Source organism: Streptomyces sp. ID05-39B, assembly GCF_033794725.1.
Classification (GTDB): Bacteria; Actinomycetota; Actinomycetes; order Streptomycetales; family Streptomycetaceae; genus Streptomyces; species Streptomyces bobili.
The window spans coordinates 39,054-54,036 of record NZ_JARGEF010000023.1 but is presented as its reverse complement, the minus strand read 5'-3'; the positions used below and the strand labels follow the sequence as shown (position 1 = coordinate 54,036).

The window sequence follows — 14,983 nt, the reverse complement described above, 5'->3', positions numbered from 1 at the left end:
AGTTGGTGCGGGGGGTTCTGTACCGGCACGGGGTGGTGTGAGGGGGATGTTCTCTCCCCCCGCCGCCCCTTCCCGTCTTCCCGTCTTCCCGTCCCGAACCTCGGAGCTGCGTGCCCAGACCCCCGCATCGGCCCTGAACGGGCCTCGTCCTCGAACGCCGGACGGGCTGAAGCGACCCCAGAGGCGCCGGACGGGCTGAATCGGCCCGCGGGCCCGGAGGACCCGAATCGACCCGCGAAGCTACTGGGCCGAGCCTGACAGCTGCAGGCCGATCACTCCGATGATGACCAGGCTGATCGAGATGATCTTCAAGACGGAGACCAGGTCGCCCAGGAAGATCATTCCGTAGATCGCGGTGCCGGCCGCGCCGATGCCGGTCCAGACCGCGTACGCCGGACCCACGTCGAGTTTCTTGAGGGAGAGGGTCAGCAGGCCGAAGCTGCCGAGGGCGAACACACAGAACGCGATCGTCGGCCACAACCTGGTGAAACCGTGTGACAGCTTGAGGCAGACGGCGAAGCCGGTCTCGAGCATTCCCGCGACGATGACCAGCAGCCACGCCATGTGCTGTCCTCCCGTGTAAGCGGCTCGGTGCGATTATGCACTTACCGAACCCCGGCGCACCCAAACACGCGAAGGTCAGTCGCCTTCCGTCCGCTCCCTCGTCGAGAGCAGGCGCCGCAGCGAGTACAGCCGCGCCGGGTCCGCGTGTCCCTCGGCCACCCACGCGTCCAGCGCGCAGTCCCGCTCGTCGTGACTGCACGCGCGCGGACAGCCCTCCGTGCCGGGCACCAGATCGGGGAAGGCGAGGATCACCCGGGCCGGGTCGATGTGGGCCAGCCCGAAGGAACGCAGGCCCGGGGTGTCGATGACCCAGTCGTCGGTGCCGTTCAGGGGCAGGGCGAGGGCCGAGGTGGTGGTATGGCGGCCGCGGCCCGTCACCGCGTTGACGTGGCCCGTCACCCGGCGCCGTTCCTCGGGGACCAGCGCGTTCACCAGGGTCGTCTTGCCGACGCCCGAGTGGCCGACGAACGCCGTGATCCGCCCGGTCAGCTGCTCGCGCACCACGTCCGCCGCCTCGCCGCCGGCCAACTCCTCACGGTTGGTGACGACGTACGGGATGTCGAGGTGGCCGTACAGCTCCAGCAGCTTGTCCGGGGACGCCAGGTCCGACTTGGTCATGACCAGCAGGGGGGTCAGGCCGCCGTCGAACGCCGCGACCAGGCACCGGTCGATCAGCCGCGGGCGCGGCTCGGGGTCGGCCAGGGCGGTCACGATGGCCAGCTGGTCGGCGTTGGCGACCACCACCCGCTCGAACGGGTCGTCGTCGTCCGCGGTACGGCGCAGCACCGAGGTGCGCTCGGCGATGCGCACGATGCGCGCGAGGGTGTCCTTCTCGCCCGACAGGTCACCGACCAGGGCGACCCGGTCGCCGACCACCGCGGCCTTGCGGCCCAGTTCGCGGGCCTTCATCGCCATCACGATGCGGCCGTCGACTAGGCAGGTGAGCCGGCCGCGGTCGACCGTGAGGACCATGCCCTCGGCCGCGCCCTCGTGTTTGGGCCGGATGTGCGTACGCGGCCGGTTGCCCTTGCGGTTCGGGCGGCTGCGGATGTCGTCCTCGTCGGTGTGCTTGCCGTAGCGGCGCATGGTGAAAGTCCCTATACCCCGGACGTCCCGAGCATCGCGGTCCACAGGTCGGGGAAGTCGGGCAGTGTCTTCGCGGTCGTCGCCACGTTCTCGATCTGTACGCCCTCCACCGCCAGGCCGATGATCGCGCCGGCGGTGGCCATGCGGTGGTCGTCGTAGGTGTGGAAGATCCCGCCGTGCAGCCGGCGCGGGCGGATGTGCAGGCCGTCGGCGGTCTCGGTGACGTCGCCGCCCAGTTCGTTGATCTCCTTGGTGAGCGCGGCCAGCCGGTCCGTCTCGTGCAGGCGCAGGTGCGAGACGCCCCGCAGGGTGGAGGGGGAGTCGGCGAGGGCGGCGACCGCCGCGATGCCCGGGGTCAGCTCGCCGACGTCGCCGAGGTCGACGTCGATGCCGTGGATCGCACCCGATCCGGTGAAGACGAGGCCGTACTCGGTGAGTTCGCAGGAACCGCCCATCTCGGTGAAGACCTCCCGCAGCCGGTCCCCCGGTTGGGTGGTCCGGGCCGGCCAGTCGGGGACGACGAGCCGGCCGCCGGTGACCAGTGCCGCCGCCAGGAACGGCTGCGCATTGGACAGGTCCGGCTCGATGGTCAGGTCCCGGCCGAGCAGCGCGCCCGGCGTGACCCGCCACACGTTCGGCTCGCCGCCCGACTCGGGGGTGTCCACCTGGGCGCCCACCGCGCGCAGCATGTCCACGGTCATCCGGATGTGCGGCAGGGAGGGCAGGGTGGCGCCGGTGTGACGGACTTCGACGCCCTGGTTGAAGCGCGGGCCCGACAGCAGCAGGGCGCTCACGAACTGCGACGAGGAGGAGGCGTCGACCTCGACCGGGCCACCGTCCAACGCGCCGCCGCCGTGCACCGTCAGCGGGAGTGCACCCCGGCCGTCGTCGTCGATGCGGGCACCGAGCACGCGCAGGGCGTCGATGACACCGGTCAGGGGACGCTCGTACGAACGCGGGTCGCCGTCGAAGCGGACGGGACCGTCGGCGAGGGCGGCGACCGGTGGCAGGAAGCGCATCACCGTGCCCGCGTTGCCGACGTCGACGGTGGCCGGGCCGCGGAGCCCCGCGGGGAGCACACGCCAGGCCTCGCCGGTCCCGTCGGGCCCCACGCCCTCCTCGATGCCCACACCCATCTCGCGCAGGGCACCCGCCATCAGCAAGGTGTCGCGGGAGCGCAGGGGGCGGCGCAGCCAGCCGGGCTCGGAGGCCAGGGCGGCCAGGACGAGAGCGCGGTTCGTGACCGACTTGGACCCGGGTACGTGGACCGTCGCGTCGACGGCCTCGCTCGCGTGCGGGGCGGGCCAAAGGGCGGTGTGCGTGGGGTTCGGGGCCATAGGCCCACTGTATAAGCAGGGCATGGCCGAGGTGGTCCGGCGTCGGGGCCGGCCGGGGGCCGGCGGTCCGCCCCCGACGGACCCGTTCAGAGGCCCAGCAGCCAGCGCCCGCCGCCCAGCAGCGCGCACAGGCTCACCGCGTGGAAGAGGAACAGCCACAGGCCCGCCGGGACGTGCGTCAGGCGGGACAGCTGGTCCGCGTCCGAGTCGCCGGCGCCGCCACGGGAGCGCTTCGCCTGGAGCTCGAAGGCCGGGCGCACTCCGCCGAGCAGCAGGAACCACACCACCGCGTACGCGAACGCCGCCTGCACCTGCGGGCCGGCCAGCCAGGACACCAGCAGGAAGGCGCCGCCGGTGAGGACCACCGTCAGTACTCCGTACGCGTTGCGGATCATCACCAGCATCGCGACGAGCAGCACCGTCGCCAGCCACAGCAGCAGCGTGATGCGGCCGGCGCCGAGCAGTGCGGCCCCGCCCAGGCCCAGCAGCGGGGGCGCGGTGTAGCCGGAGGCAGCGGTGAGGATCATGCCGAGGCCGTGCGGTTTGCCCCGGCTGAGCGTCAGGCCGCTGGTGTCGGAGTGCAGGCGTATGCCGGTCAGCTGACGGCCGGTGAGCAGGGCGACCAGACCGTGGCCGCCCTCGTGGGCGATCGTGATGGCGTTGCGGGAGAGGCGCCAGAGAGTGTGCGGTACGACCACGGCGAGCGCGGCCGCCATGGTGGCGATCACCACCCACAGATCGGGGTCGGGCTGGGTGCCGACGAGCCGGTCCCAGAGGTCGGGCAGCGCGGTGGCGGCGGTGCTGTCCATGGTTTCCGGTGGCTCCCTCTTGTCCTAAGGAATCTGGCAGTGTGGCACGTATGTGCGGACGGTATGCGGCGAGTCGCCAGCCCGAGGATCTCGCAGGAGTCTTTGAAATCGAGAAGTGGGAGCCCGAGGAGACCCTCGAACCCGACTTCAACGTGGCCCCCACCAAGGAGGTCCATGTGGTCCTGGACCGTCCTTTGAAGGACGTGCCGGACCCGCGCCCGGTTCGCCAGCTGCGCAGACTCAGGTGGGGGCTGGTCCCGTCCTGGTCGAAGACCCCCGAGGGCGCGGCCCGGATGATCAACGCGCGCGCGGAGACCGTCCACGAGAAGCCGTCGTTCCGCCGCGCCTTCGCCACGCGCCGCTGTGTCATCCCCGCCGACGGCTACTACGAGTGGGTCACCGGACAGCAGGAGCGCGAACTGGAGGTCGAGGGGAGGAAGAAGCGGCCCCGCAAGCAGCCGTACTTCGTGCTCCCGGCCGACGGCTCGGTCTTCGCAATGGCCGGGCTGTACGAGTTCTGGCGCGACCGCACGCTGCCGGACGACCATCCGCAGGCCTGGTGGGCGACCTGCTCGGTGCTCACCACCGACGCCGAGACGAGCCCGCTGGCCGGGGCGCCCGCCGAGGGCCCGCGCACGCTGCACGACATCCACCCCCGGATGCCCCTGATGCTCACCCCCGACCGCTGGGACGCCTGGCTGGACCCGTCCCGCACGGAGGTCGAGGACCTGCGTCCGCTGCTCGACCCGCCTCCGCCCGGCCTGATGCGCGCCTACCCGGTGTCCACGGCCGTGAGCAACGTCCGCAACAACGGTCCGGAGCTGCTGAAGGAGCTGGAAGGGCCCGAGGAGGGCACACTCTTCTGATGTGAGCGACGGGACGAATGTGACAGACCTGACTGACAAGTCCGCCGGGACGGCCGGAGCCGTCAAGGCGGTCGAGACCGTCGACACCGACGCCGGACCCGCCCGCATCACCTGGCACCGGGCCGAGCGGCCCCGGCTCGTCCTCGCCGTGAGTCACGGCGCCGGCGGCGGCATCGAGGCGCGGGATCTGCGCGCGCTCGCCGGCGTGCTCCCCGGGCACGGCGTCAGCGTCGCCCTCGTCGAGCAGCCCTGGCGGGTCGCGGGCAGGAAGGTGGCGCCCGCGCCGAAGACACTGGACGTCGGCTGGCGCGGGATCTGGCCGGCCGTCGCGAGGGGCGGCCTCCCGGTGATCTCCGGCGGGCGCAGCGCGGGCGCGCGCGTGGCCTGCCGTACCGCCGGCGAACTCGGCGCGCACGCCGTTCTCGCGCTCAGCTTCCCGCTCCACCCGCCCGGCAGGCCCGAGAAGTCCCGGGCCGCCGAACTGCTGGGCGCCGGGGTGCCCACGCTCGTCGTCCAGGGCGGCAACGACCCCTTCGGGAGGCCCGAGGAGTTCCCCGACGGGTCGTACGACCTCGTCGAGGTGCCGTACGGCGATCACGGGTTCGCCGTGCCCAAGCGGGCCCCGGTCACCCAGGACCAGGCTCTGGAGACGGTCACCGCGGCGGTCCTCCCGTGGGCCGTGTCACTCGGGTGAACAGCGGGGAATGTTGCGGGGCGCACGGCTGTTGAGCGGGGCAGAAGTGCTGAACACGCAGCACCGATGTCGTGGGAGAGGAAGTCCGGCGCATGGGTTCGACCATCTGCCCCAGCCGCACCGACCTGGACTGGACGGTGCTGCACGCGGCCAAGACCGCTCCTATTCGAGCGGCGGGTGGGACGGGTAGTCGTCTATCCTCCGATTCGAGTGGGACCGGTCTCGGTCCTGCCCGCGATCTTGAGGAGGTGGGTCCGGTCACCGGTACCGACGCAGGGACCGACAACGGCCAGGCGGAGCTGCCCGAGGGCCAGGGCACGGACGTGGGGACGCCCGCGGAGTCCACCACGGAGCGCAGCGCGCGCTTCGAGCGGGACGCGCTGGAGTTCCTCGACCAGATGTACTCGGCCGCGCTGCGCATGACGCGCAACCCGGCGGACGCCGAGGACCTGGTGCAGGAGACCTACGCCAAGGCGTACGCGTCCTTCCACCAGTTCCGCGAGGGCACCAATCTCAAGGCCTGGCTGTACCGGATCCTGACCAACACCTTCATCAACTCGTACCGCAAGAAGCAGCGCGAACCCCAGCGCAGTGCGGCCGAGGAGATCGAGGACTGGCAGCTGGCGCGCGCCGAGTCGCACATGTCCACGGGTCTGCGCTCCGCCGAGTCGCAGGCACTGGACCATCTGCCCGACTCGGACGTGAAGGCGGCACTTCAGGCGATCCCCGAGGAGTTCCGCATCGCCGTCTATCTCGCGGACGTAGAGGGCTTTGCGTACAAGGAGATCGCGGACATCATGGGGACACCCATCGGTACGGTGATGTCCCGGCTGCACCGGGGCCGCCGTCAACTGCGCGGAATGCTCGAGGACTACGCCCGTGAGCGCGGGCTGGTCCCGGCCGGCGCCGGAGAGTCGAACGAAGCGAAAGGCTCGGGGTCATGAGCTGTGGAGAGCCGCACGAGACGGACTGCGGTGAGGTCCTCGACCATCTCTACGAGTTTCTCGACAGTGAGATGCCGGACATGGACCGCGACAAGTTCAAGCAGCACTTCAACGAGTGCTCGCCGTGCCTGGAGAAGTACGGGCTGGAAGAGGCCGTCAAGAAGCTGGTCAAGCGCTGCTGCGGCCACGACGACGTGCCGACCGACCTGCGCTCGAAGGTCATGGGCCGGATCGAGTTGATCCGCTCCGGCCAAGGCGTGCCCGACCACGACGTGTCGGTCACCCCACAGGAGTCCTGAGCCCCGTAGAGCTCGGCTCCCCCGACGCCGCGCGGGACGGCGCCGACGTCACCCGAAGGTGCTAATCCGCGGGTGATGAGCCCGCGCCGCCACCCCCCGCCACCCTAGGCTCCGAAACCTGGACCAGGCGTGGCCGGGGGAGGGCGACATGGACGGCATTCCGGTACGGGCGCGGGTGTACGTCTTCTGCGCCGCCGTCGGGGCGCTGTGCTGCCTGCTCCCCCTGTTGACGGACCGCACGCCCTGGTGGCCGGTCCTGCTGCTCGCCGCGCTGTACGCGTGCGGGGAGCGCGTCGACCGCCGCCGGTTCGCCGGCACCCTCTACCCCGTCCTGCTGGCCGGGGCCTTTCTGTTTCCGGCCGCCGCCGCCGCGCTCGTGCCGCTCCCGGGCGCCCTGCTGTCCCGGGTGGACCACGGCCCCGCGCCGCTGCGCCGCGTCTGGCGGGCCGCCCGGCTGGCGCTCGGTGTATGGGCCGCGTCCCGCACACACGAGGCGCTGGGCGGCCGGGAAGCCGTCAGGGCGTCCGACAGCCCCGCCCTCCTCCTGCCCGCCGTGGCAGCCGTCCTGGTCCTGTGCCTGGTGCTCGCCGTCCTGGACGGCGGGATCCTCGCGCCGGCCGAGGGGCTGCCGCCGCGGCGCGGCCGGCACGGGCTGTTCCTGCGCTCCCTGGCACCCGTAGGGGTGCACGGGCTCGCCGGGCTGATGATGGCCGTCCTGTGGCACAGCCCCTACGGGCCGGTCGCCGCGCTGCTCGTGCTGTTCCCGATGGGCGTGTCCTGGTGGGTGTTCGCCCAGTACCACCGGGAGCGCGCCGCCCACCAGGCGACGATCCGCGCGCTGGTGCAGGCCGTCGACATCAAGGACGGCTACACGCGTGGGCACAGCGAACGCGTCGGCCAGGCCTCCATGCTGATCGCCCGTGAGCTGGGCATGGACGAGGACCGGGTCGAGGTGATCCGCTTCGCCGGGATTCTGCACGACGTCGGCAAGCTCGGCGTGCCCACCCGTCTGCTCCGCAAGAACGGACCGCTGACGCCCGGGGAACGGCGGGTGATCGAGCTGCACCCCGAGTACGGGCACGAGATCACCCGGGGCATCTCCTTCCTCGGCGAGGCCCGCTCGGCGATCCTCCACCACCACGAGCGGCTGGACGGCAGCGGCTACCCCTACGGGCTGGTCGGCAGTCAGATCCCGGAACCCGCGCGCGTGGTGGCGGTCGCCGACGCCTTCGACGCGATGACCTCGACCCGCTCCTACAGCCGGGCCCGCCCCGTACCGGTGGCACTGGAGGAACTGCGGCGGTGCGCGGGGGACCACTTCGACCCCCGTATGGTCACCGCGCTGACCCGCGTCATCGCACGGGAAGGCTGGCACCCCATCGTCACCGCCGACGAGCCCCACCTGCCGGCGCAGTCCCCGGCCTCGGCTCCCGAGCGGCCGGGGGCCCGGCGGTGAGCCGCTGCGGGAGGACGGCGCGGGCGGGCCGGTTCCTGAGCGACGGCCGGGGCAGGGCCGCGCGGGCGGGCGGGCTCCTGAGCCTCCTGCGGGCCGCCGCCGGAGTCCTCGTCGTCGTGTCGCTGCTCGCCGTGCTCCGCTCGGGACTGGAGGAGCGGTCCGTGGCACTCGCCTTCGGGGTGCTCATGGCCGTCGGCGAGCTGACCCGGTGGAGCGGGCCGGGACTGCGCGAGGCCGCGCCGCTCGGTTCGGCCGCCGCACTGTCGTACGCGCTGCTCGGGGAGCACGCCGGGCACGCGACGCATCACGGAGTCGCCCAGGTCGTCTCCGTCGTCGTGGCCGCCTCGCTGCTCGGCAGCGTGCCGCACCTCGCGCGCGGGCAGGGGCCCGTCCTGGACCACCTGGTCCGGCGCGTGCTGGCGGTCGGGTTCGCCGCCGTCTGCTTCCAGCCCCTCTACAACCACGGGGTGTTCGACCGCTGGACCGGCCCCGCCTACGCGCTGCTGCTGCTCGCGCTGCTCGTCCTGACCGCCCTGTGCGACGCCGTCGTGGCCGCCGCGCTCGCGCACTCCCGCACCGGCTGGCCGTTCGCCCCTCTCCTCCGTGACGAGCTGCGGTCCCTCCCCGGAATAGGGTCGGCGGTGGCCGCGACGGGCGCGGTGATGGCGCTGGCGGTGGCCGTCGTCGGCCTGTGGGCGCTGCCGGTGTTCTCGGTGCCGCTGCTGCTCACCCAGCTGTCCCTGCGCCGCTACGCCGCCGTCCGCGCCACCTACCGCCAGACCATCGCCTCCCTGGCCCGCGCCACCGAGATCGCCGGATACACGCCGGCCGGGCATGCCCGCCGGGTGGCCGCGCTCAGCGAGGCGGTCGGCCGGGACCTGGGCCTGACGGAGCCGGAGCTGACCGTGCTGGAGTACGCGGCCCTGATGCACGACATCGGGCAGCTCAGCCTCGTCGACCCGGTCCCCGCCGGGGCCACGGCCCAGCTGCCGGCGGGCGAGCAGCGGCGCATCGCCCTGCTCGGCGGGGCCGTGGTCCGCCAGACCGGGGCGAGCGCGCAGGTCGCCGCGGTGGTGGAGTGCCAGGCCGACCCCTATCCGGAGCAGCCGACGGCCGCGCGGATCGTGCGGGTGGTCAACGCCTACGAGGAGAAGGTGCGCGACGCCGGCCCCGGCGGGCCGCTCACGGCACTGGAGGAACTACGGCTGGGCACGGGCGGGGAGTACGCCCCCGAAGTGGTGGAAGCCCTGGCCAGGGTGCTGTCGCGGGACTGTCCGACCCTGCCCGCGGGTGGGTAACCCATGGGTAATGAGCGCCCTTCCAGCCACACGTGGTTGGATGCGAGGGAGAGAGTGTCCGGGGGCACTGGCCAGCCCACAGTACGGAACTGGCAGGCGGGAATCGTGAGGATCTTCGGCAAGGGACGGCACCGGCCCTCCGCCTCCTGGCGGCAGGCCACCGATCGCGCGTTCACGCTGATCGGCGACGGCCGGTACGAGGACGCGGGCGCGCTGCTGACCCGTGCCGCCGATCTCGAGCCCTGGCTGTCGGAGTCCTGGTTCAACCTCGCCCTGTTGCACAAGTTCCGGCACGACTGGGAGCAGGCCCGCACCGCCGGACTCCGCGCGGTCGCCCTGCTCGACCGGGAGAGCGGCGCGCCCGACTGGTGGAACGTGGGCATCGCCGCCACCGCCCTGCAGGACTGGCCGCTGGCCCGGCGCTCCTGGCAGGCCTACGGGCTGCACGTTCCGGGCGGCCCCACCGCCGCCGGTGAGCCCCTCGGCATGGACCTGGGCAGCGCGGCCGTACGGCTGTCGCCCGAGGGCGAGGCCGAGGTGGTGTGGGGGAGGCGGCTGGACCCCGCGCGGATAGAGGTGCTGTCGATCCCGCTGCCGTCGTCCGGGCGGCGCTGGGGCGAGGTCGTCCTGCACGACGGGGTGCCGCACGGCGAGCGGACCACCTCGGTGGGGCACTCCTACCCCGTCTTCGACGAGATCGAGCTGTGGGCGCCCTCGCCGGTGCCGACCTGGGTGGTCCTGCTGGAGGCGGCCACGGAGGCGGACCGCGACGCGCTGGAGCAGCTGGCCGCCGACGCCGGCTTCGCCGCCGAGGACTGGTCGTCCTCCGTACGGCTGCTGTGCCGGATGTGCTCCGAGTCGCGGATGCCGTCCGACGAGGGCGACGGCGAGCATCTCGACCCGCACGACCACAGTGAGCCCGGCCACCCCGGACCGCTCGGTCACCGCACCGACGGGCAGCTGTGGGTGCCCGAGCGGGAGTGCGGGGTGGCCGCGCCGGCTTCGCTGGTGAGGGGGCTGCTGGACGGATGGGTCGCGGACAGTCCGGACTCGCGGGACTGGCGGGATCTGGAAGAGGTCTGCTGAGACCCGAGGGCGGCTCCCTTTAGGCTGTACTCGCAGGTTCGCAAGTTCTTCAGGCTGCGGTCTCCGGGTTCGCAGTCTCCAGGTTGCAGGAAGGCATACGTCGGTCATGGCGCAGCAGGACACCGATCAGCAGCACGCGGGAGTGCTCCCCGTGGACGACGAGGGCTTCGTCATCGACACCGGGGAGACGGAGGAGCGCGAGCTGGCCTGGCGTCGGGCCGGGACCGCGCGGCCCATCACCGTCGTGGGGAACCCGGTGCTGCACAAGGAGTGCGGGGACGTCACCGAGTTCGGCGAGGAGCTCCAGAAGCTGGTCGCGGACATGTTCGCCTCGCAGCACGCCGCCGAGGGCGTGGGCCTGGCCGCCAACCAGATCGGGGTCGATCTGAAGGTGTTCGTCTACGACTGCCCCGATGACGAGGGTGCCCGGCACACCGGTGTGGTCTGCAACCCCAAGCTGGTGGAGCTGCCCGCGGACAGGCGTCGGCTGGACGACAGCAACGAGGGCTGTCTGTCGGTGCCCACCGCGTACGCGCCGCTGGCCCGCCCGGACTACGCCGAGGTGACCGGCCAGGACGAGAAGGGCAACCCGGTCAAGGTGCGCGGCACGGGCTACTTCGCTCGGTGTTTGCAGCACGAGACGGATCACCTCTACGGGTACCTCTACATCGACCGCCTCTCCAAGCGTGAACGCAAGGAAGCCCTGCGGCAGATGGCCGAGAACGAACCGCGTTACGCCGTGGTCCCCAACGACTGAGCCACCCCGCCTCCCCAGACGCCCGGCCGCGATCACCAGCGGCCGGGCGTCGTTCGTGCGTCCGACGCACGTTCGATCGCTTATGCACATCCGCTGATCCATATCCAGTCACGCAAGGGGGGATCTCGGTGTGTTGGGGTAGTGAATGAAGCAAATCCGTTCCCAGAACGGTCAGTTGTGGTGCTGAATGGGAAGTGCGGGGATACGCAACGGCGCACGCCCGGCACGGCGGGAGGGGCGTGTGTCAACTGGCGGCTGAGAGGGGTTGTTCGTGCCAGCTTTCCCATACAGCACCACATACCGCACCACATACCGCACCGCGGGGACCGTGACCGCGGTCGCGGTTCCGCCATCGCTCTCTCTTCCGGTCATCGAGGCGGTGTTTCCCCGGCAACTGCATCCGTATTGGCCTCGGCTGCAGGAGAACACTCGCTCGTGGCTGCTGGAAAAGCGGCTCATGCCGCCGGACAAGGTAGCGGAATATGCCGACGGCCTGTGCTACACCGACCTGATGGCGGGTTACTACCTCGGCGCACCCGACGAGGTCATGCAGGCCATCGCCGACTACAGCGCGTGGTTCTTCGTCTGGGACGACCGGCACGACCGTGACGTCGTGCACGGCCGGGCCGCCGCCTGGCGGCAGTTGAGGCGCCGACTGCACGCGGCCCTCGACTTCCCGGCGGAGCACCTGCGACACGAGGATCCGCTGGTCGCCGGACTCGCGGACAGCGTGGGCCGGCTGTACTCCTTCCTCCCCGAGACGTGGAACGCGCGGTTCGCCCGCCACTTCCACGAGGTGATCGAGGCGTACGACCGGGAATTCCACAACCGGGCGGAAGGGCGCGTCCCGGGCGTCGACGAGTATCTGGCCCTGCGCCGGCTCACCTTCGCGCACTGGATCTGGACGGATCTGCTGGAACCGAGTGCGGGATGCGAACTCCCGGACACCGTACGGAAACACCCGGCCTATCGGCGTGCGGCTCTGCTGAGTCAGGAATTCGCCGCCTGGTACAACGACCTCTGTTCACTCCCGAAGGAAATCGCGGGCGACGAGGTGCACAATCTCGGCATCAGTCTCATCACTCATGAGGGACTGACACTCGAAGAGGCGGTCGAGGAAGTCAGGCGGCGCGTCGAGGAATCCATATCAGAATTCCTCGTCGTCGAGAAGGACGTCTTACGGCTGGCCGACCGGCTCGCCGACGGGACGGTCCACGGAAAAGAACTCGGCGCCGCCGTACGGGCCTGTCTCGCGAATATGCGGAACTGGTTCAGTTCCGTCTACTGGTTCCACCACGAGTCCGGCCGCTACATGGTCGACAGCTGGGACGACCGGTCCACGCCCCCGTACGTCAACAACGAAGCGGCAGGTGAGAAATGACCGTCGAGTCCGTCAAACCCGTGACACCCGAGGCATCCGGACTGCGTGAGCCGCCACTGGCCGGCGGCGGGGTTCCGCTTCTCGGCCACGGCTGGAAGCTCGCCCGTGACCCGCTGGCCTTCATGAGCCAGCTGCGCGACCACGGCGACGTCGTCCGCATCAAGCTCGGACCGAAGACGGTGTACGCCGTCACCACGCCGGCCCTCACCGGGGCGATGGCCCTCAGCCCCGACTACATCATCGCCGGACCGCTGTGGGAGTCCCTGGAGGGACTGCTCGGCAAGGAGGGCGTGGCCACCGCCAACGGTCCGCTCCACCGCCGTCAGCGGCGCACGATCCAGCCCGCGTTCCGGCTCGACGCCATCCCCGCCTACGGGCCCATCATGGAGGAGGAGACGCGCGCGCTCGTCGAGCGGTGGAAGGGCGGCGAGACGATCGACTGCACCTCGGAGTCGTTCCGGATAGCGGTGCGGGTGGCGGCCCGCTGCCTGCTGCGCGGGCAGTTCATGGACGAGCGGGCCGAGCGCCTGTGCATCGCGCTCGCCAGCGTCTTCCAGGGGATGTACCACCGCATGGTGGTACCGCTCGGACCGCTCTACAGGCTGCCGCTCCCGGCCAACCGCGAATTCAACCGGGCCCTGGCCGATTTGCATCTCCTGGTCGACGAGATCGTCGCCGAACGCCGGGCATCCGGTCAAAAGCCGGACGATTTGCTGACGGCATTGCTGGAGGCGAAGGACGACAATGGCGACCCGATCGGGGAACAGGAGATCCACGACCAGGTCGTCGCGATCCTCACCCCCGGCAGCGAAACCATCGCTTCCACGATCATGTCCCTGTTGCTGGTTCTCGCGGACCACCCGGAACAGGCGGAGAAAGTGTGCGCCGAGGTGCGCGAGGTCACAGGAGGGCGACCCGTCGCATTCGACGACGTCCGCAGGCTCACGCACACGAACAACGTCGTCATCGAGGCCATGCGTTTGCGTCCCGCCGTATGGATATTGACGCGGCGGGCGGTCACCGAGACCGAACTCGGTGGCTATCGCATTCCGGCCGGTGCCGACATCGTGTACAGCCCGTACGCGATCCAGCGCGACCCGCGGTCCTACGAGCGGCACCTCGACTTCGACCCCGACCGCTGGCTCCCGGAGCGGTCGAAGGACATCCCGAAGTACGCGATGCGGCCGTTCAGCGTGGGCAACCGCAAGTGCCCGAGCGACCACTTCTCGATGGCCCTGCTCACGCTGGTCACGGCGGTGCTCGCGGACGGCTACCGCTTCGAGCAGGTCCCCGGCTCGGTCGACGCGACCCGGGTGGGCATCACGCTGCGTCCGCAACGACTGCGGCTCAAGCCCGTCCCACGGTGAGAGCCTGTGACACAGGCTCTGGGACCGTCCCCCTGCCGGCGTGCGTTCAGGCGGCCTCCGGGCCCCGGAACGTACGCCGGTAGGCGTTCGGGGTGGTGCCCAGCGCCCGGACGAACTGGTGCCGCAGCGCGCCCGCCGTGCCGAAGCCGGTCCGCCAGGCGATCGCGTCCACCGTCTCGTCGGACGCCTCCAGGAGATGCTGGGCGAGCAGCACCCGCTGGCGCAGGATCCAGCGGTAGGGCGTCGTGCCGGTCTCCTGCTGGAAGCGGCGGGCGAAGGTGCGCGGCGCCATGTGGGCGCGGGCGGCGAGCTGCTCGACGGTGACCTCCTGGTCGAGGTGCTGCTCCATCCAGGCGAGCACCTCGCCCACGGTGTCGCAGGTCGAGCGTGGCAGCGGCCGCTGGATGTACTGCGCCTGGCCGCCGTCCCGGTGCGGCGGTACGACCATCCGGCGGGCGATGCCGTTGGCGACCTCGGGGCCCTGCTCCTTGCGCACGAGGTGCAGGCAGGCGTCGATGCCGGCGGCCGTGCCGGCCGAGGTGATCACCGGGTCCTCGTCGACGTAGAGCACGTCTGGTTCGACGGTCGTGCGCGGGTACTCGCGGGCGAGCTGTTGCGCGTGCCGCCAGTGCACCGCGCAGCGCCGCCCGTCCAGGAGTCCCGCCGCGGCCAGCACGAACACCCCGGAGCACACGCTCAGCACCCGGGTTCCGCGGTCCACGGCCCGGCGCAGCGCGTCGAGCAGCTCGGGCGGGAACTCCCGTGCCGTGTACGTGTCCCCGGCAGGCACGGCGATCAGGTCGGCGCTCTCCAGCCGTTCGAGGCCGTGAGAGGTGCTCATCGTGAAGCCGGCGTGCGGGGTGGACAGGGTCGGCCCCTCGGCCGAGGCGATGGCGAAGTCGTAGACGGGCAGCCCCTCGTCGCTGCGGTCGATGCCGAACACCTCGCAGACGACTCCGAGTTCGAAGGGGTGCACGCCGTCGAGGAGGATCGCGGCCACGTTCTTCAGCATGCGGCCAGTGTGCACCCGTAGTGGCAG

Annotated in this window: 15 protein-coding genes; 10 read left to right on the top strand and 5 right to left on the bottom strand. The window is 71.3% G+C overall.

Features of this window, described 5'->3' with window-relative positions:
* Positions 1–240: 240 nt before the first annotated feature.
* The 4 genes from P1P75_RS08520 to P1P75_RS08505 all read right to left on the bottom strand — a co-directional run bounded on the left by P1P75_RS08520 (position 241) and on the right by P1P75_RS08505 (position 3,796).
* On the bottom strand, positions 241–564 hold the full coding sequence (locus tag P1P75_RS08520; RefSeq protein ID WP_150472677.1) for a multidrug efflux SMR transporter: 324 nt from the start codon (positions 562–564) through the stop codon (positions 241–243).
* A 75-nt stretch (positions 565–639) separates the two neighbouring features.
* Complete coding sequence (rsgA, locus tag P1P75_RS08515; protein ID WP_319253133.1) at positions 640–1,650, bottom strand: ribosome small subunit-dependent GTPase A; 1,011 nt, start codon at positions 1,648–1,650, stop codon at positions 640–642.
* 11 nt (positions 1,651–1,661) lie between these two features.
* Positions 1,662–2,987, bottom strand: coding sequence for a 3-phosphoshikimate 1-carboxyvinyltransferase (aroA, locus tag P1P75_RS08510; RefSeq protein ID WP_319253131.1), 1,326 nt, complete (start codon positions 2,985–2,987; stop codon positions 1,662–1,664).
* An 86-nt stretch (positions 2,988–3,073) separates the two neighbouring features.
* Complete coding sequence (locus P1P75_RS08505; RefSeq protein WP_319253129.1) at positions 3,074–3,796, bottom strand: M50 family metallopeptidase; 723 nt, start codon at positions 3,794–3,796, stop codon at positions 3,074–3,076.
* 50 nt (positions 3,797–3,846) lie between these two features.
* On the opposite strand from P1P75_RS08505, the gene P1P75_RS08500 reads away from it, so the two are divergent.
* From P1P75_RS08500 to P1P75_RS08455, 10 genes are all read left to right on the top strand, one after another.
* Positions 3,847–4,662: an SOS response-associated peptidase gene (locus tag P1P75_RS08500; protein WP_319253127.1), complete on the top strand. Its 816-nt coding sequence runs from the start codon at positions 3,847–3,849 to the stop codon at positions 4,660–4,662.
* Positions 4,663–4,690: 28 nt separating this feature from the next.
* A complete protein-coding gene (locus P1P75_RS08495; protein ID WP_319253143.1) occupies positions 4,691–5,356 on the top strand; it encodes an alpha/beta family hydrolase in 666 nt (221 codons plus the stop codon).
* A gap of 248 nt (positions 5,357–5,604) precedes the next feature.
* Positions 5,605–6,300, top strand: coding sequence for an RNA polymerase sigma factor SigR (gene sigR, locus P1P75_RS08490; protein WP_190047056.1), 696 nt, complete (start codon positions 5,605–5,607; stop codon positions 6,298–6,300).
* Entirely contained in the window at positions 6,297–6,599 is a 303-nt protein-coding gene (gene rsrA / locus P1P75_RS08485; protein ID WP_319253125.1) for a mycothiol system anti-sigma-R factor, read from the top strand. Before sigR ends, rsrA begins: the two co-directional genes overlap by 4 nt.
* A 148-nt stretch (positions 6,600–6,747) precedes the next feature.
* Positions 6,748–8,055 carry an HD-GYP domain-containing protein gene (locus P1P75_RS08480; RefSeq protein WP_319253123.1) on the top strand — a complete coding sequence of 436 codons (1,308 nt, stop codon included), beginning with the start codon at positions 6,748–6,750 and terminating at the stop codon, positions 8,053–8,055.
* Positions 8,056–8,141: 86 nt separating this feature from the next.
* A complete protein-coding gene (locus P1P75_RS08475; RefSeq protein WP_319253141.1) occupies positions 8,142–9,353 on the top strand; it encodes an HD domain-containing protein in 1,212 nt (403 codons plus the stop codon).
* Positions 9,354–9,458: 105 nt separating this feature from the next.
* The gene (locus P1P75_RS08470) at positions 9,459–10,439 is read left to right on the top strand and encodes a hypothetical protein (RefSeq protein WP_319253121.1); all 981 of its coding nucleotides are present in this window, start codon (positions 9,459–9,461) and stop codon (positions 10,437–10,439) included.
* 106 nt (positions 10,440–10,545) lie between these two features.
* The gene (gene def, locus P1P75_RS08465; RefSeq protein ID WP_319253118.1) at positions 10,546–11,196 is read left to right on the top strand and encodes a peptide deformylase; all 651 of its coding nucleotides are present in this window, start codon (positions 10,546–10,548) and stop codon (positions 11,194–11,196) included.
* Positions 11,197–11,524: 328 nt separating this feature from the next.
* Complete coding sequence (gene cyc1, locus P1P75_RS08460; protein ID WP_319253139.1) at positions 11,525–12,577, top strand: epi-isozizaene synthase; 1,053 nt, start codon at positions 11,525–11,527, stop codon at positions 12,575–12,577.
* Positions 12,574–13,944, top strand: a complete 1,371-nt coding sequence (locus tag P1P75_RS08455) for a cytochrome P450 (RefSeq protein WP_319253116.1) — start codon at positions 12,574–12,576, stop codon at positions 13,942–13,944. Before cyc1 ends, P1P75_RS08455 begins: the two co-directional genes overlap by 4 nt.
* A 46-nt stretch (positions 13,945–13,990) precedes the next feature.
* Here the strand turns inward: P1P75_RS08455 and P1P75_RS08450 are convergent, their stop codons facing one another.
* On the bottom strand, positions 13,991–14,956 hold the full coding sequence (locus P1P75_RS08450; protein ID WP_319253114.1) for a helix-turn-helix domain-containing protein: 966 nt from the start codon (positions 14,954–14,956) through the stop codon (positions 13,991–13,993).
* Positions 14,957–14,983: the final 27 nt, after the last annotated feature.